Source organism: Pseudomonas sp. GW-45 (genome assembly GCF_056896675.1).
Genome location: NZ_CM167674.1, coordinates 3,786,801 through 3,804,212, shown reverse-complemented (window position 1 = coordinate 3,804,212; position 17,412 = coordinate 3,786,801). Strand labels below are relative to the sequence as shown.

The following is a 17,412-nucleotide window of genomic DNA, read 5'->3' as shown; positions in this document are numbered from 1 at the left end:
GCTCGGCCTACGCCAGCGGCGCGCGACATAAATGTCGGCATTATTGATCAGCATCACAGGACACCCGCACTACATGCTCAATTGGATCTGGCTTGGATTCTTCCTCAGCGCCTTCGCCGCCGCCCTCTGGCAATGGCTGGGAATGGGTGACGCCGAGGTGTTCAGCCGGCTGGTCAGCGCCTTGTTCGAGATGGCCCGGCTGAGCGTTGAGATCACGCTGGTGCTGGTGGGCACCATGACGCTTTGGCTGGGTTTTCTGAACATCGCCGAGAAAGCCGGGCTGATTAACCTGATGGCACGTTTACTTGATCCGCTGTTTCGCCGGCTGATGCCCGAAGTACCCAGCGGCCATCCGGCGCTCGGGCATATCACCATGAATTTTGCCGCCAACGTGCTAGGGCTGGACAACGCCGCCACGCCCATCGGCATCAAGGCGATGCATTCGCTGCAGACCTTGAACCCGAGCAAGGATACCGCCAGCAACGCGCAGATCCTGTTCATGGTGCTCAACACCTCCTCGCTCACGCTTCTGCCGGTGACGGTATTTATGTATCGCGCGCAACAAGGCGCCAGCGATCCTACTGAGGTCTTCCTGCCTATCCTGCTAGCCACTACCGCTTCCAGCCTGGTGGGCTTGCTCAGCGTTGCGTTGATGCAACGCTTGAAGCTTTGGGACCCGGTAGTGCTGGGGTATCTGGCTGGCGGTGCGGCGCTGCTTGGCCTGCTCTTGACCGCTCTCGCGGGGCTATCCGCCGAGGCGTTAGCAGCCACTTCGACGCTGGTGGGTAATCTGACCCTGTTCGGCATCATCATCACCTTTTTGCTAGTGGCTGCTCTGCGCAAAGTGAACGTTTACGACAGCTTTATTGAAGGCGCCAAGCAGGGCTTCGAAGTCACCATTTCGCTACTGCCGTTTCTCGTCGCCATGCTGGTGGCAGTTGGCGTGCTGCGCGCCAGCGGTGTGCTGGATGCCGGGCTGGACGGCATCCGCTGGCTGGCCGAGACCTTTGGTTGGGATACCCGCTTTGTCGATGCGCTACCCACTGCCTTTATCAAACCGCTATCTGGCAGCGGCTCGCGGGCAATGATGATCGAAACCATGAACACCTTCGGCGTGGACAGTTTTCCGGCGAAAATGGCCGCCACCTTCCAGGCCAGTACCGAGACCACCTTCTATGTGTTGGCTGTGTACTTCGGCGCCATCGGCATCAGTCGTGTACGCCACGCGCTGGGCTGCGCGCTGCTGGCCGACTTGGCAGGCATGTTGACCGCGATTGGGGTTTGCTACTGGTTTTTCGGCTGAGGTCGGAGCCAGCGTAGCGGCATCATCTGCTAAGCTGGCCGCATCTACCGATGGAAGGACCGCATGCCCGCTCCGCGTTTTGAACAACTACACCGCCAGCCCGGCCCCCTGTTTGTCGCCCTCGGCGGTGCCGGGATGTTTGGCGCCAACTTCTATCTCTATGGCTCCGCTGGCGAATGGATTGCGATTGATTGTGGCTTTGCGCTGAACGCTACACCCAGCGGGCGCAACGCCGTGTCAGTTCCTAGTCTGTCGGCGCTCGAACGCCATGACATCAAGCTCTCCGCGATCCTTATCACCCACGGCCACGAAGACCACATTGGCGCGATTCCGCATATCTGGCGCGCCATGGATTGCCCCATTTACGCCAGCCCCTTTGCCGCACGGCTGATTCGCGCCAAGCTCGATCCCGGCCTCACCTGGCCGCGCATCCATGAGATACAACCCCTGGAGCCGATTGGCATCGGTGCCTTTCAGGCCGAATGGATTCCTGTCACACACTCCATCCCTGAATCCCACGCCATCATGCTCGAGGTTGCCGGTAAGCGGCTCTACCACAGCGGTGACTGGAAACTCGACCCAGAGCCCCTGGTCGGTGGTTTAACCGCGCAGGGTCGCTTGCAGGTGCTTGGCCGGCAGGGTGTAGACGTCATCATCGGCGACTCAACCAATGCGCCAGTGGTTGGCGCCAGCCGCTCGGAAGCCGCAGTACAAAATGGTCTGCAGGATGCCATTCGCCCGTGTCGCGAGCGGGTGATTGTCACGTGTTTTGCCAGCAACCTCGCGCGCTTGCACAGCCTGGCCGAGATCGCTTTTGATTGCGGACGCTACGCTGCACTGCTTGGCCGCAGCCTGGTGAACATGCACGGCTTTGGTCGCGCCCAAGGCTACCTGAACAGCCGCCCCGGTTTTATTGGCCCTTGGGAATTGGGCCATCTGCCACGTGAGCAACAAATGTGGATCTGTACCGGCAGCCAAGGCGAGCCCGCCGCTGCGCTGGGTAGACTGGCCAGCGGCAATCACCCACAACTGAGCCTGGAGCCCGGCGACACTGTGGTGTTCTCCTCGCGCCTGATTCCCGGCAACGAAGAGGCGCTCGCGCGCATCAAACAGGGACTGAAAGAACAGGGCGTTGCCATCATCGACGACGACATGGCGCCGATCCACGCCTCTGGCCATCCACCGCAAGAAGACCTGCGCGAGCTTTATGGCTGGTTGAAAGCGCGTTACCTACTGCCGGTACACGGTGAGCTATATCATCAGAAGGCGCACATGCAATTTGGCCGCAGCCTTGGTCTTGGCGGGCTAGTGCCGAATAACGGCGACCTGATCGACCTGAGTGCCCAGCCCTGCAAAGTAGCCGAGCTACCCCACGGGCTGGTCGAGCTGGAGCAGCGCTAAGACCCGCTCCCGCTCTCTTGCTCAAAGCTTACCAAGGCTCGTGAAACGGCCGTACTTCTGCCAGAAAAGACCAGGCATCACGCGCCTGATGCGCCAAATGGAACACCTCATCGGCTATCGACTTGGGATGAATAAAGAAATCATCCGGCGCGTCCGGCAGGCGCTCGCGTTGCCAGGGCACATCAATCACCGCATCGATTATCAAATAGGCGACATGCACGCCCTTGGGGCCTAGGTCCCGCGCCATGGATTCGGCCAGAATCCGCTGCGCCGCTTTGCTCGGCGCGAAACCGGCGAAGTGTGCTTTACCGCGCTGCGCCGAGGTATTGCCGGTCACGATCAACGCCCCTTCACCTGCGGCCACCATCGCCGGCGTGGTCAGGCGCGCCAGGTTCAGCAGCGCCATGGTGTTGATCTCAAAGTTCTGACGCAGCACTTCAGGGTCAATATCCATAAAGCTGCCGAACGCGCCGCCCACTGCGTTATGCACCACCACGTTGGGCGCGCCTACTTGAGCAACGATAGCTTCCAGCGCCTTTACATCAGTCACATCACACGGCAGTGCGATGGCGTCCGGAATTTCTGCCGCCAGCGCTGCCAGACGATCAGCATCACGCGCCAGCATGGCCACCCGATAACCCCCTTCGGCGAAACGACGCACCACGAAAGCACCCGTTCCAGGGCCAACGCCGGTTACCAGCGCGAGCGGTTTGGATTGGTTTTGCATGAGGTCTACTCCGCTTGCAGCGCGAGTTCTTCGCGCAAAAAGTCCATACGGTCATTGCCGAAGAACATCTGCTCCCCGACAAACATGGTGGGGGAACCGAAGATACCCCGCGTGGCTGCTTCGTTAGTGCTGCTCTCAAGCGCGGCCACCACCGCAGGATCATCCATACGCTCGCCAATCGCGTCGGCATCGACACCCGCAGCGGCGATCACCGCCATAATGTCTTGCTTGTTGGTCAGCGGCTTGGCTTCCCCCCAACAGGCGAGGTACAAGGCGCTGGTTATAGTCGCAGCGTCCTTGGCTGAGCTGCCAGCCAGTACCGCACGCAAACAGGCCTCACCGTCGTTTGCCTTCATGTCAGACGGATTCAGCGGTACGCCGTAGCGCTTTGCCCAGCGGCCCAGATCAACCCGCGCGTACTTGGCTTTAACGCCACAGATCAGGGTGGTGGGCACGTTGCCGACCTGCTCCATGACCTGCAACACCACCATCGGCTTCAAAATGATCTCGACATCCATGTTCGAGAGTTGGCTGTACGCCATATAGCTGTAGGGACTACGAAAATCAAAGAAGAACTCAACTGTGTGCTGCATTCGTCAGTACCTTTTCAGGGTTGCACGCCCGGTCTCAACGGCCTTGGACGTTTGTTGCGGGAAGGGGGTTAGTGAGTTTTTTTGCGTCAGCCGTTTGCAAGCCGCTGAACCAACTGCGTCGCCAAACAGCCAAGGCAATCAGCAGGCCGTATACCAGCATGGCCAACGCCAGCGCGTAGAAAACCGCGTTGATTGAATCGCTCAGATAAAGCACCAGCCAGCCACCGCCCAACGCAATACCCAGCCGAATGAAACCGGCAATCAGCGGCCAGCGCAGACGCCCTGCGCCCTGCGAGGCGAAATACAGCGCCAACCCCAGCCCGAAGAACCCGTACGTTGGCCCAACAATGCGCAGATAGCTCGAACCGGTAGCCAGCGCAATCGGATCCGCGGTGAACAGGCGCAGCCAGTGCTCGGGCCAGATGGCGGCGCTCAAGCCAATGGCTTCGGTGGCGATAAACGCGACCAGGCCGCCCATAAGGCCTATCTGCAATGCACGCTCGCGCTGCCCGGCGCCCAGATTGGTACCCACCAACACCACCAGCGGCGCACCTATACCGAAAGCCAGCGGCACCAACAGGTACTCAAGACGTACGCCGGTGCCAAATCCCGCCACCGCCTGCATACCCGCACCAAAAGCGACCAACGCGGTGGCTCCGGCGATGATGATATTGGTCAGTAAAGTAGTCACAGATGAGAGAAAGCCCACACGCAGAATGTCCCGCATGTAGCGCCAGCCAAGGGCGGTACGCGTTAGCCTGACCACGCTCCGACCGGAAAGAATGAACCACAGCATCGCCGCCGCGCCACCCACAAAAAACATCACCATGGCCACGCCGCCGCCAGCAATACCAAGGCCAGGCAGCGGGCCAAAGCCAAAAATCAGCAACGGAGACAAAGGAATGAGCACAACCACACCAGCGCAGGTAACCAGCGCGGGAAACAGCATATTGCCGGTGCCGCGAATCACGCTGGCCAGCGCGTTCATGGCCCAAAGCGCGATATTGCCGGCGAAGACAATGTTGGAATATTGCAAGGCGGCGTCCAGTTCCGGCCCTTCTCCGCCCATCAATCGATACAGCGGTGCACCAAAAAGCAGAAACAACAGCGAGAAAACCAGCCCGATGCTGCAGTTGATCACCAGCGCATGCAGCACCAGCGCGTTGGCGTCGGCACGCCTGCCAGCCCCCAAAGTACGCGCCACCGCAGATGAAATACCGCCTCCCATGGCTCCAGCCGACATCATTTGCATCAGCATTACGCCGGGAAATACCAAGGCCATACCGGCCAGTGCATCCGTGCCCAGCTTGGCCACCCACCAGGTCTCGATCAGCCCCGTGGATGCCTGCGTGCACATAATCAGCACATTCGGCCAAGCGAGCATAAGCAACAACGGCAGTACGGGCGCCTGCAGCAAGCGCGTGGTACGGGTATCGGTTTCGCTCAGCGACGCGGTATTCGACTTCATGCTGGATTACTCGAAAGGTGATTAGCCATATTAGATGTCAATCGACATATAAAGCAAACGCCTTAATGATTACTGTGCGAAATCAGTCTACAAACCATTGTTCCGTTTTAACTCGAAACTGCTTACCCAAGGCCGGCGCGAGCAAGAATCTGGCTAGGAAAAAGAGACGTACCTTGGAGTAAATGCGGATGCATATTACGGAATCAAAAAAGGGCAGCCCTGCGCTAGCGGCTGCCCTTTTTCGACGACCGTTTCGGGCTGCTAAAACAGCTCTTTGGTCTGTTCCCACAACATGCCCATCGCCAGCAGCGGTGCACGGAACCGCTGCCCGCCGGGGAACGCCATGTGCGGCACCTTGGCAAACAGATCAAACCCGCTACTGGCCTGACCGCTGATAGCCTCGGCAAGCAACCTGGCAGACAAGTGTGTGGCGTTTACGCCATGGCCGGAATAGGCCTGCGCGTAAAATACATTGGGTTGATCCGGCAGCTTGCCAATCTGCGGCAGGCGGTTAGCGCCGATGCCGATCATGCCGCCCCACTGATAGTCGATCTTTACGCCAGCCAGCTGCGGGAACACCTTCAGCATTTTGGGCTGCATATAGGCGGCAATATCTGCCGGATCACGGCCCGAGTAATGACAGGCGCCGCCAAACAGCAGCCGGTGGTCGGCAGAAAGCCGATAGTAATCCAGCGCCACCCGTTGATCGCAGAGCGCCATATTTTGCGGAATCAACGCACGTGCCCGCTCTTCACCCAGCGGTTCGGTGGCGATCACATAGCTGCCTGCCGGGATTACGCTGCCACTCAATTTGGGATTCAGGCGACCCAGATACGCATTGCAGCCGATCACCAGTTGCTTGGCTTTAACCTTGCCGGTTGAGGTGTGCACAGTGAGGTTGGGGCCGTAATCAATCTGCGTTACCGCTGAATGCTCGAACAGGCGTGCACCCAGTTGCTGCGCGGCGGCGGCTTCACCCAGCGCTAGATTCAGCGGATGCAGATGACCTGAACCCATGTCAGTCATACCGCCGATATAGCGATCGGAGTTGACTACCGTATGCAGCTGATCGCGTTCAATCATGCGCATTTCGTGGCTGTAACCGAGCGATTCCAGATCTGCTTTGTCAGCCAGAAAGCTTTCCATATGCGCCGGCTTATTCGCCAGATCGCAGTAGCCCATGGTCAGGTCGCAATCGATACCGAATTCGGTAACACGCCGTTTGACGATATCCACGGCTTCGATGCCCATCAGCTTGAGATTACGTACGCCTTCTGCGCCAATCTGCTTCTCAAACTGATCCACATCATGACCAACACCGCGAATGATCTGCCCGCCGTTGCGGCCGCTAGCGCCCCAGCCAATTTGATGCGCTTCCAACAACACCACCGACATACCTTTCTGCGCCAGTTCTATTGCGGTATTGAGCCCAGTAAAGCCGCCGCCGATGATGCACACATCGGCCTGTTCTTCACCTTGCAGGACCGGCAGGGATAGCTGACGATTGGCGCTGGCCGCGTAATAAGAAGGAGCATGCTCATGGGTATGCGTGGCGCTGGCTGACATGGGATATCCGTTTGAAATAGGCGCATTAGTGTCAATAAAAATTTACAGCAGCATAAACACTAAACTTCGGCAGAACAACGCCAGGCGTCAATCCGGCTCCGGGATCGGAATGGCGAGCGTCTCTTTTAATTCTTCCATCACAATATAGCTCTTGGATTCCCGCACCCCCGGCAACCGTAAAAGAATGTCGCCGAGCAGCTTGCGATATGACGCCATCTCGGAAATGCGCGCCTTGATCAGATAATCGAAGTCTCCGGATACCAAATGGCACTCCAATACGTGCGGCAACTTGGTGGCGGCACGGCGAAAATCGTCAAAGATGTCGGCCGATTTGGAATACAGACTGATCTCGACGAACACCAGCAAATTGGCCTGCAGTTTTTGTGGGTTCAAACGCGCGCCGTAGCTGAGGATAAATTTCTCCCGCTCCAGCCGCTTTACTCGCTCCATGCAAGGCGTAGTAGAGAGGCCGACCCTGTCTCCCAGTTCGACATAGGACATGCGCCCTTCATCCTGCAGCAATTGCAGAATGTGGCGATCAATCTTGTCCAGCTCGCGGCTGGAGGCTTTTTTGGTTTTCATAAAAAACCTCTGAATATTTAATATCGAGAAGAATCTTTCGTCATTAAATACAAAATAAACGAAAAATTAGACCAGATCACTTGCCATAGAATAGTGATATCGCCCATAGGGCAATATTCTACTTCTGTGGAGCAGTGCCATGCAGGTTCTTATTCTTGGTAGCGGCGTCATCGGCATCACCAGCGCCTGGTATCTAGCCAAGGCTGGACATCAAGTGACCGTGGTCGATCGCCAAAGCGGCCCAGCGCTGGAAACCAGCTTCGGCAACGCGGGCATGATCTCCCCAGGCTACTCTGCGCCTTGGGCTGCACCCGGCGTGCCGTTCAAAGCGGTCAAATGGATGATAGCCAAGCACGCACCGCTGGCTATCAAACCTACGACCGATCCACTGCAATATCGCTGGATGGTGCAAATGCTCCGTAACTGCACTGCAGCCCGTTACGCGGTCAACAAGGAGCGCATGATGCGCCTGGCCGAGTACAGCCGCGACTGCCTGATGGCACTGCGCACCGACAGCGGCGTGGATTATGAGCACCGCGAGCTTGGTACCTTGCAACTGTTTCGCACTCAACAGCAGATGGACGCTGCCGCGAAAGATATCGCTGTATTGGAACGTTGCGGCGTGCCCTATGAGCTGCTCGACCGGGCAGGCTGCGTTGCCGCCGAACCGGGCCTGGCACCGAGCGCGCACAAGATTGTTGGCGGTCTGCGACTGCCCAATGACGAAACTGGCGACTGTCATCTGTTCACCACCCGCTTGGCCGACAAGGCTGCCGAGTTGGGCGTGCAGTTCCGCTTCAATTGCGAGATCGACGAGTTGCTCAGTGATGGCGCCCAAATCACCGGCGTAAAGCTGGCCAACGGCGAAACCCTGCAAGCCGACCGCTACGTGCTGGCGCTCGGTAGCTTCTCACCCAAGCTCGCCCGACCGCTGGGTATGGAGCTGCCGATCTATCCGATCAAGGGCTATTCGCTAACCCTGCCAGTAACCAACGATGCGATGGCACCGGTTTCGACCATCATGGACGAGACCTATAAGGTCGCCATGACGCGCTTTGCCGATCGTATCCGCGTGGGCGGCATGGCTGAACTGACAGGCTTTGACAATAGCCTTAGTGAGAAGCGTCGCGCCACCCTGGAGATGGTCGTTTCCGACCTGTTCCCGAAGGCAGGTGCGGTTAGCGAGGCAACGTTCTGGACCGGCTTCCGCCCCAATACACCGGATGGCACGCCCATTATTGGCGCCAGCAAGTTACGCAATTTGTATTTTAATACCGGTCACGGCACGCTGGGCTGGACTATGTCCTGCGGTTCCAGCCAACTGCTGGCAGACCTGATTGATGGCAAAAAAACCGCCATCGACGCCGGCGACTACAATCTCAACCGTTACGATCAACACAAGGAATCCGCGCACCATGGCCATCCAGCGACTGCTCACTAATGAGCGCATGAGTCAGATTGTGATTCATCAAAATACCGTCTACCTGTCAGGTCAAGTGGCCGCTGATGAGGATCTGGATAAGGACGCGGCAACGCAGACGCGCAGTACTCTTAACGAAATCGAAACGCTGCTGGCCCAAGCGGGCAGCGATAAGACGCGGATCCTCTCGGTCACTATCTATCTGAAAGACATCGATGCGGATTTCGCCGCCATGAACAGCGTGTGGGATCAGTGGTTACCCGCTGGCACCGCACCGGCACGCGCGACCGTGGAAGCCAAGCTGTGCGAGCCCGAGATTCTGGTCGAGATGTCAGTGGTCGCTGCAATTTAAACCTACCCCCTCATCAGTCGCGCATTCCCGCCAAGGAACCGCGTCTGATAATCTTGGGACGTGCTGAGCAATTCCACAGACTCTCTGCACGCTTGAGCGCTCGGCCTTCAGGCCAGAGGTTGCGGAATTGTTCAGCACGTCCCTTAGCTTAGCGGGGCATTCAGCCCGCATTTTTTCAAGACCCTATTCATGCGCCCAGCCCACGCCCTGATTGACCTCAACGCTTTGCGCCAGAACTATTTTCTGGCTAAATCCCTGTCCGGCCAGCGCGCGTTGGCGGTGATCAAGGCCAACGCCTATGGGCATGGCGCGGTGCAATGCGCCGAAGCGTTGGCAGACATAGCCGATGGTTTTGCCGTCGCTTGTATAGAAGAAGCGCTGGAGCTGCGCGCCGCTGGCGTCAGCAAGCCGATTTTGCTGCTGGAAGGCTGGTTTGAAGCCGATGAGTTGCCGCTACTGGCGGAGCACAACCTCTGGGCCGTACTGCATCATGCGGAACAATTAAATCAGCTGGAGCAGACCGAACTAGCCGCGCCGCTGCACATCTGGCTCAAGTTGGATACCGGCATGCATCGCGTCGGCTTTAGCCCCACCGAGTACGCCGATACGTGGCGCAGGCTGGAGCGCAACAACAAGGTCGCCAGCTTGACCAAGATGACTCACTTCGCCCGAGCGGACGAGCCCGATACGGGCCGCACGGAAGAGCAACTCGCCGTATTTGCCCAGGCGACTGAAGGGCTCAATGGCCCCGCTAGCCTATGCAACTCGCCGGGCATATTGGCCTGGCCTAGCGCCCACGGTGATTGGCTGCGCCCCGGCATCATGCTGTACGGCGCCACACCCTTCAGCTTCGTTCAACCACAGGCTGAGCAGCTGCAGCCGGTGATGCAGTTGGAATCGAAGATCATCGCGGTACGCGAATTGCCGGCTGGCGAGCCAGTTGGCTACGGCTCGCGCTTTATCACCCAGCGCCCCACCCGCGTCGGCGTGGTCGCCATGGGCTATGCCGATGGTTATCCGCGTCACGCCAAAGATGGCACCCCGGTACTGGTCGACGGTCAGCGCAGCCAATTGATTGGCCGCGTCTCCATGGACATGCTCACGGTTGATTTGAGCGACCTGCCCAGCAGCGGTATGGACAGTACAATCCGGCTCTGGGGCACAGGCCTCAACGCCAGTGAAGTCGCAGCCTGGGCAGACAGCATTCCCTATCAGCTGTTCTGCAACCTGAACCGCGTACCGCGCCGATATCTAGGCTAAGCGACACAACGCACAGAGCGGACTGTTCATTCCGTGATCTGTTGAAAATTCTGAACGCCCGTGCAATGATTCGCCTCATTGTGCACACCTGCCTGTGTAACCTGTCTGACTATTCCCTGGAGGAATCTGCCTTTGGACGTTGGTGCTCGCCTAAAAACCATCCGTAAGCTCAAGGCTTTATCACAACGAGAACTGGCCAAAAGAGCCGGCGTTACCAACAGCACCATCTCGATGATCGAGAAAAACAGCGTCAGCCCCTCGGTCAGCTCGCTGAAGAAAGTGCTCTCCGGCATTCCGATTTCACTGGTCGATTTCTTTTCGTTGGAAGTAGAGGAAGACGCCCAACGTAAAGTGATCTACCGCGCTGACGAACTGCTGGATATCGGCACCAGTGGCGTAACAATGAAGCTAGTCGGCAAGGGCCACCCCAACCGCGCTTTTTCCTTCCTGAATGAAACTTACCCACCCGGCACTGATACCGGTCCGGATATGCTCAACCATGAAGGCGAAGAAGCCGGCACCGTAGTCAAAGGTCAGCTGGAAGTCACCGTGGGCAACGAGGTTTACATTCTGGCCAGCGGCGACAGCTATTACTTCGACAGCAACCAGCCACACCGTTTCCGCAATCCGTCCGACAAAGAAGACTGCCTGCTGATCAGCGCCACCACCCCAGCTAATTTCTGAGGCGGCGGCGCAACTTCAGCGTCGCGCCAGCGCCGGGCTTTCTTCTGCCGGCGCTCCCGCTATGGCCTGATAAACCGACACCATAGCCACCGCCGATTCAATGCGGCTTTGCACCAGATCACTGCGCACCGCCGTTAACGCCTGCTCGGCATCGAGCACCTCAAAATACTCAATGTAACCCTGCTCATAGCGCAGGCGCGCTTGCTCAACAGCCTGCTCGGCAGCCTCACTGGCGCTTTGCAGCCAACCGCTACGCCGCTGTGACTGGCGCACATTAACCAGCCCATTTTCGGTTTCTTCCAGTGCGCTTAATACCGCCTGCTGATATTGCGCCAAACCTTCCGCACCGCGTGCATCTGCGGCAGCAATACGCGCACGCACACCTTCAACGTCCAGAAAGGTCCAATCAATACCCAGCGTGACGCTGCGTGACTCTGCGCCCGCACTGAACAGGTCGCTGCCGTTGCCAGCAACGGAGCCCAACAAACCGCCCAGGGTAAACCGTGGGAACAGATCGGCAGTCGCCACCCCGATGCGCGCAGTGGCGGCAGCCAGTCGGCGCTCTGCTGCCTGAATATCCGGACGACGACGCAGCACATCAGCGGGCGTACCCACGGGTATTTCAGCGACTACCGACGGCATTGGCTTAGCCTCACTCAACAGCGCATTCAACGCCGCCGGTGGCTGCCCGGTAAGTACCGCCAAACGGTGCATGCTCAACTGCAGGGCGGCCTTGCGCTGCGGCACCAGGGCGCGCAATGAATCCAGTTCAGCCTGTGCTCGCAACTGATCGAATTGGGTGCCGCGCCCGGCCTCAAGCCGCGCGCTAACGATGTCCAGCGATTCTTGCTGCAAAGCCACGTTCTGCTCAGCGACTGCCAGCAATTGTTGCTGGCCTCGTAACGAGAAGTAGCTACTCGCCAGTTGCCCGGTTAGTGCCACCTGCAACGCCTGAAAATCCGCAGCGGAGGCCTGTAGCTCTGCCTCGCTAGCTTCCACTCCGCGTGCCAGCCGACCGTACAGATCAAGCTCCCAGCTGGCGACCAGCCCAGCGGAATACTGCTCAACCCGCTCCTGGCCTGGCGTAATGCGTTCGACCTCAGCCAGGTGCTGTTTTGATGCGCCACCCTCAGCGCGCAAGCTAGGCCAGCGATCCCTGCGGGCACCGCGCAACAGTGCCTCAGAACCCTGATAACGCGCTAACAAAGTTTGCAGATCGAGGTTTCCAGACAGAGTCCGCTCAACCAATCGCTCCAATACCGGATCATTGAAGCCAGCCCAAAAGCGCTGCTCGGCTGCCTCATCAAAGCGGCTATTGGCGGCTTGGCTGAAGCTATCTACTTGCACTGGTTGCGGAGCCTTATAGTCCGGCCCTACCGCGCAGGCGGTCACCAGCAGACTCAGCGCAAAGGGTGCTAGCTTATGCAGTGGCCTAAACATGGGAATTCTCCTCTTGCTGCGCCGCATTGCTCGGTTGTGGCGCCAGCGATTTACCTGACAGCTTGCGCAGGGATACATAGAAGACTGGCGTGAGCAGCAAGCCGAACAAGGTCACCCCGAGCATCCCGGTAAATACCGTAATCCCCATGGCGTTGCGTACTTCACTGCCCGCACCTGTGGCCAACACCAGGGGCACTACGCCGGCAATGAAAGCCACCGAGGTCATTATGATCGGACGCAACCGCAGGCGACTCGATTCCAATGCTGCTTTCACGGTGTCCATGCCATCCATTTCCAACTCGCGGGCAAACTCGACAATCAGGATCGCGTTCTTGCAGGCCAAGCCCATCAACACCACTAAACCTACCTGCACGAAGACGTTGTTATCGCCGCCGCTGAGCCAAACGCCAAACAGGGCAGCAAGCAAACACATTGGCACGATCAGGATTACCGCCAGCGGCATTACCCAACTTTCATAGAGGGCAGCCAGCACCAAAAATACCAACAGCAGCGCTAGCGGAAACACCACCATCGCGGCGTTGCCCTGAGTGATCTGCTGAAAGCTGAGATCGGTCCATTCCACACTCATACCTGCCGGCAAGGTCTGCCCGGCTACTTTGGCAACCGTCGCCAGGGTTTCACCGGACGACAGCATGCTCGGATCGGACTGGCCGATCAGGTCCGACGCGGGGTAACCGTTGTAACGGATCACCGGGTCCGGGCCGAAGCTCGGTTTCAGGCTGACCATGGTATTCAGCGGCACCATGTCACCGCTGGCGTTACGCGTGTAAAGGTGGTCGATGTCGCTGGCTTCATCACGGAACTGTGAATCCGCCTGCGCTTTGACCTGATAAGTGCGGCCGAACAGGTTGAAGTCGTTGATGTACTGCGAGCCAAAGTACATTTGTAACGTGCCGAACAGATCATCCAGCCGCACGCCTTGCGCCTTGGCCTGCAGGCGATCTACCTCGGCATCCAGCTGCGGCACATTGGCCTGATAAGACGTGATCGGAAAGCCCAGCCCCGGTGTTTGACTCAGCGCCATGGCCAGGCTGTCGGTAGATTGCTGCAGCGCGCCATAACCCGCGCCACTGCGATCCTGAATGTACAGCGAGTAACCGGAGCCAGCACCCAAGCCGAAAACCGGCGGCGGCATAAAGGTAATCGCAAAGCCTTCATTGATACCGCCCAGCTTGCCGTTCAGCTCATCGGCAATTTCCTGCGCGGTACGATCACGAATAGCAAAGTCGTCGAACAACACAAACACTGTGGCAATATTCGGGGTATTGGTGCCCTGTAGCGCATTGAAGCCAACAAAGGCGGCGGCGTTCGCCACCCCTTCGGTGTTCAGCGCCAGTTCACTAACCTGCCGCGCAACGGCTTCGGTGCGGTCCAGGGTCGAGCCTTCGGGCAGGCGGATGCTACCAATCAGATAGGTCTTATCCTGAGTGGGAATAAAGCCGCCCGGCACCTTGTTGAACATGAACGCGGTGCCCGCCAACAACACCAGATAGACGCCCAGTACCAAACCACGACGACTAAAACTGCGACCCACAAACCGCTCATAACGCAACGCATTGCGCTGAAAGAACCGATTGAACGGGCGGAACAGCCAGCCAAAACCACGATCCAGCAACCGAGCTGGAAGGTCTGGCGCAGCGCCATGCGGCTTAAGTAGCGTGGCAGCCAACGCAGGCGACAGAGTCAGCGAGTTGATCGCAGAGATCACGGTAGTAATCGCGATGGTGACCGCGAACTGCCGATAGAACTGGCCAGTAATGCCATCCAGAAACGCCATTGGTACGAAGACCGCACAGAGCACCAGACTGATCGCAATGATCGGCCCGCTCACTTCGCGCATCGCCTGATGGGCCGCCGCCAAGGGCGCCAATCCCGCCTCGATGTTGCGCTCGACGTTCTCCACCACCACGATGGCGTCATCCACCACGATGCCAATCGCCAATACCATGGCGAACAACGTCAGGGTATTGATAGAAAAGCCCAGCAGCAGCAAGACCGCAAAGCTGCCGACAATCGATACTGGTACCGCCAGCAATGGAATCAGTGAGGCGCGCCAGGTCTGCAGGAACAGAATCACCACCAGCACCACCAGTGCCACCGCTTCCAGCAGGGTAGTGATCACCGAGCTGATGGATGTACTAACAAACACCGTGGGGTCGTAGGCGACCTCCCACTTCAAGCCTTTCGGGAAGCTGTCATCCAGCTCATCCATTTTGGCGCGAACCGCTGCCGACACATCCAGTGCGTTAGAGCCCGGCGCCTGAAAGATGGGTAATGCCACCGCCTGACGCCCATTAAGCAGCGCTCGCAGGGAATCCTCTTGAGCCGCTAGCTCAATGCGCGCGACATCACTCAGCCGGGTAATCTGACCGTTACTGCCTGTCTTCAATACGATATCGCCGAAGGCTTCTTTGCTATCCAGCCGCCCTTTGGCATTAATCGAAATCAGCAGGTCTGAGCCGTTTGGCATCGGCGGCGCGCCAATCTGCCCAGCCGAAACCTGCACGTTTTGCTCTTGCACCGCGGCAGTAATGTCGCCGGCGGTTACCCCCAGCGCGGCAGCACGCTGTGGGTCAATCCACAAACGCATGGCGTAGTCGCCCGAGCCGAACAGCCCGGCCTGACCTACGCCGGGAATCCGCGCGAGTTCATCACGAATATGCAGCACCGCATAATTGCGAATATAGGTCGCATCCAGGCTGTCATCCGGCGAAATAAGGTGCACCGCCATCATCAGGTTGGGCGACTGCTTCTGGGTGGTTACACCGAGGCGGCGCACATCCTCAGGCAAGCGCGGCAACGCCTGGGATACCCGGTTCTGCACCTGCACCTGCGCCTGATCCGGATCAGTACCCAGAGCAAAGGTCACGGTTAGCGCCAGACTGCCGTCGCTACCGGCCACCGACTTCATGTAGATCATGTCTTCCACGCCATTGATGGCTTCTTCCAATGGTGTGGCGACGGTTTCGGAAATAGTTTTGGGGTTGGCACCGGGGTAACTGGCGCTGATTAGCACGCTGGGCGGCACCACCTCGGGATATTCACTGACCGGCAACAGCGGAATGCTGATCAGGCCTACAGCAAAAATAATGATCGACAGTACCGAAGCAAAAATCGGTCTATCGATAAAGAAACGTGAAATATTCACGGCAAGACTCTCCCTGCGGCGCGCTCAACTGAGCGCGCCCCTGGCAATAATGATTGGGTTATAGGTTGGGTAAGGCCGACGGCTAGAAGCTGTTCTGCGCCACCGCGATCTGTCGATCCGCACTGGCCATCGCCACTAGCTGCGGTACTACTTGCATGCCGGGAAAGAGGATCTTCTGCAGCCCGTTGACGACCAAACGCTCGCCACCGCTCAATCCTTTGTTGATAACCAGCAAACCATCGACCCGGCGGCCAGTTTCCACAAAGTGTCGAGTAGCGTGGTTCTGCTCATCCAGCAGGTACACATAGCGGCGATCCTGGTCTGTAAGCACGGCTTTTTGGTCAATCAGAATCGCTTTGCTAGCCGCCGCTACCGGCATCTGCACCCGCGCAAACTGACCGGGACGCAGACTACCTTGTGGGTTGGCGATCACTGCGCGGTACTGCAACGTGCCGGTCGCCGCATTGAACTGGTTATCAACAAAATCGAGCTGGCCTTCGTGCGGATAATCCTCACTGTTAGCCAAACCTACCCGCACCGGGACAACGGCATGCTCTGCCGTCGCATAGGGGTTGTTATCGGCCGTCTGCTGATCACTTTCAAAGTACACATACATGGGATCAACCGAGACCAACGTGGCCAGTAAAGTGTTATCCGCCGTCGCCAGGTTGCCACGGGTAATCTCCGCTCGGCCCATGCGACCGCCCACCGGTGCCTTGACCTCGGTGTAGGCCAGGTCCAGCTTGGCGTTATCCAACGATGCCTGCGCGGAATCTACACCAGCTTGCGCGATAGCACGCGCTGCGCTGCGTTGATCCAGCTCTTCGCGGGAGATAGCCCGGCGCTCCCACAGCTGCTCGGCGCGTTGTGCTTCACGATTGCTCAGCAACCGCTGGCTGCGGGCGCGTTCCAACTCGGCTTTGGCCATCTGCAAGCGGGCTTGATAGGGCCGTTGATCAATTACAAAAAGCACATCGCCCTGTTTGACCAGCTCACCCTCGGTAAAGGCTACCTTGTCGATATAGCCACTGACACGCGGCCGCAGCGCGACGGTTTCGGGCGCCGCGATACGTCCGGTGAAAGTATCCCAAAGAGTGACATCACGGGTGCTTACAGTAGCCACTTCCACCTCGGGTGGCGGTGGTGCAGCCGCCGTCTCTTGGCCGCTGGCATCACAACCCGCGAGCACTGCAAGCAGCAGACCCGCAACGCTGAGCTGTTTGATTTTATGAAAGGTGAATGTGTTCATCTGATCTTTGCTCCCTCTGAACAAAATGGCCCGGCAATAGAACAAGCACCCGTTCGTATCAACAGAACTTTGGAAGGCGCCGGCGCGGGAACCAAGCCGCTATAAGCAGCGTTGGCAATGCAGAAGGCTTTCAAAGGACTGCAGAACAAACCGGTCGAACTGGGTTCTGGTATGGGAGAGAAAGATACGCGTGCGGAT

At 58.3% G+C, this 17,412-nt stretch carries 14 protein-coding genes; 6 read left to right on the top strand and 8 right to left on the bottom strand.

Annotated elements, in window-relative coordinates; translation table 11 throughout:
- Positions 1-73: 73 nt before the first annotated feature.
- Positions 74-1,303: a nucleoside recognition domain-containing protein gene (locus AC1XYH_RS17940; protein ID WP_483324480.1), complete on the top strand. Its 1,230-nt coding sequence runs from the start codon at positions 74-76 to the stop codon at positions 1,301-1,303.
- A gap of 63 nt (positions 1,304-1,366) precedes the next feature.
- Positions 1,367-2,704 (top strand): ribonuclease J, encoded by a 1,338-nt coding sequence (locus AC1XYH_RS17935; protein ID WP_483324479.1) that lies wholly within the window; start codon positions 1,367-1,369, stop codon positions 2,702-2,704.
- 28 nt (positions 2,705-2,732) lie between these two features.
- On the opposite strand, the gene AC1XYH_RS17930 is transcribed toward AC1XYH_RS17935, so the two are convergent.
- From AC1XYH_RS17930 to AC1XYH_RS17910, 5 genes are all read right to left on the bottom strand, one after another.
- On the bottom strand, positions 2,733-3,431 hold the full coding sequence (locus AC1XYH_RS17930; protein WP_483324478.1) for an SDR family NAD(P)-dependent oxidoreductase: 699 nt from the start codon (positions 3,429-3,431) through the stop codon (positions 2,733-2,735).
- A 5-nt stretch (positions 3,432-3,436) separates the two neighbouring features.
- On the bottom strand, positions 3,437-4,024 hold the full coding sequence (locus tag AC1XYH_RS17925; protein WP_483324477.1) for a 2-hydroxychromene-2-carboxylate isomerase: 588 nt from the start codon (positions 4,022-4,024) through the stop codon (positions 3,437-3,439).
- A gap of 34 nt (positions 4,025-4,058) precedes the next feature.
- Complete coding sequence (locus AC1XYH_RS17920; RefSeq protein WP_483324476.1) at positions 4,059-5,492, bottom strand: MATE family efflux transporter; 1,434 nt, start codon at positions 5,490-5,492, stop codon at positions 4,059-4,061.
- 261 nt (positions 5,493-5,753) lie between these two features.
- Positions 5,754-7,058 carry an NAD(P)/FAD-dependent oxidoreductase gene (locus AC1XYH_RS17915; RefSeq protein ID WP_483324475.1) on the bottom strand — a complete coding sequence of 435 codons (1,305 nt, stop codon included), beginning with the start codon at positions 7,056-7,058 and terminating at the stop codon, positions 5,754-5,756.
- Between the two features lie 87 nt (positions 7,059-7,145).
- Positions 7,146-7,640 (bottom strand): Lrp/AsnC ligand binding domain-containing protein, encoded by a 495-nt coding sequence (locus AC1XYH_RS17910; RefSeq protein ID WP_483324474.1) that lies wholly within the window; start codon positions 7,638-7,640, stop codon positions 7,146-7,148.
- A 139-nt stretch (positions 7,641-7,779) separates the two neighbouring features.
- Here AC1XYH_RS17910 and AC1XYH_RS17905 point away from each other — a divergent pair, with 139 nt between their 5' ends.
- The 4 genes from AC1XYH_RS17905 (at position 7,780) to AC1XYH_RS17890 (ending at position 11,356) form a co-directional block, all read left to right on the top strand.
- Entirely contained in the window at positions 7,780-9,081 is a 1,302-nt protein-coding gene (locus tag AC1XYH_RS17905) for a D-amino acid dehydrogenase (protein ID WP_483324473.1), read from the top strand.
- Complete coding sequence (locus AC1XYH_RS17900) at positions 9,056-9,412, top strand: RidA family protein (protein WP_483324472.1); 357 nt, start codon at positions 9,056-9,058, stop codon at positions 9,410-9,412. Before AC1XYH_RS17905 ends, AC1XYH_RS17900 begins: the two co-directional genes overlap by 26 nt.
- A gap of 189 nt (positions 9,413-9,601) precedes the next feature.
- Positions 9,602-10,672 carry an alanine racemase gene (gene alr, locus AC1XYH_RS17895; RefSeq protein WP_483324471.1) on the top strand — a complete coding sequence of 357 codons (1,071 nt, stop codon included), beginning with the start codon at positions 9,602-9,604 and terminating at the stop codon, positions 10,670-10,672.
- Positions 10,673-10,804: 132 nt separating this feature from the next.
- Positions 10,805-11,356, top strand: coding sequence for a cupin domain-containing protein (locus AC1XYH_RS17890; RefSeq protein ID WP_483324470.1), 552 nt, complete (start codon positions 10,805-10,807; stop codon positions 11,354-11,356).
- A gap of 15 nt (positions 11,357-11,371) precedes the next feature.
- Here the strand turns inward: AC1XYH_RS17890 and AC1XYH_RS17885 are convergent, their stop codons facing one another.
- The 3 genes from AC1XYH_RS17885 to AC1XYH_RS17875 form a co-directional block, all read right to left on the bottom strand.
- The gene (locus tag AC1XYH_RS17885; RefSeq protein ID WP_483324469.1) at positions 11,372-12,796 is read right to left on the bottom strand and encodes an efflux transporter outer membrane subunit; all 1,425 of its coding nucleotides are present in this window, start codon (positions 12,794-12,796) and stop codon (positions 11,372-11,374) included.
- Positions 12,789-15,965 carry an efflux RND transporter permease subunit gene (locus AC1XYH_RS17880; RefSeq protein ID WP_483324468.1) on the bottom strand — a complete coding sequence of 1,059 codons (3,177 nt, stop codon included), beginning with the start codon at positions 15,963-15,965 and terminating at the stop codon, positions 12,789-12,791. Before AC1XYH_RS17880 ends, AC1XYH_RS17885 begins: the two co-directional genes overlap by 8 nt.
- An 82-nt stretch (positions 15,966-16,047) precedes the next feature.
- Positions 16,048-17,214, bottom strand: a complete 1,167-nt coding sequence (locus tag AC1XYH_RS17875; RefSeq protein ID WP_483324467.1) for an efflux RND transporter periplasmic adaptor subunit — start codon at positions 17,212-17,214, stop codon at positions 16,048-16,050.
- Positions 17,215-17,412: the final 198 nt, after the last annotated feature.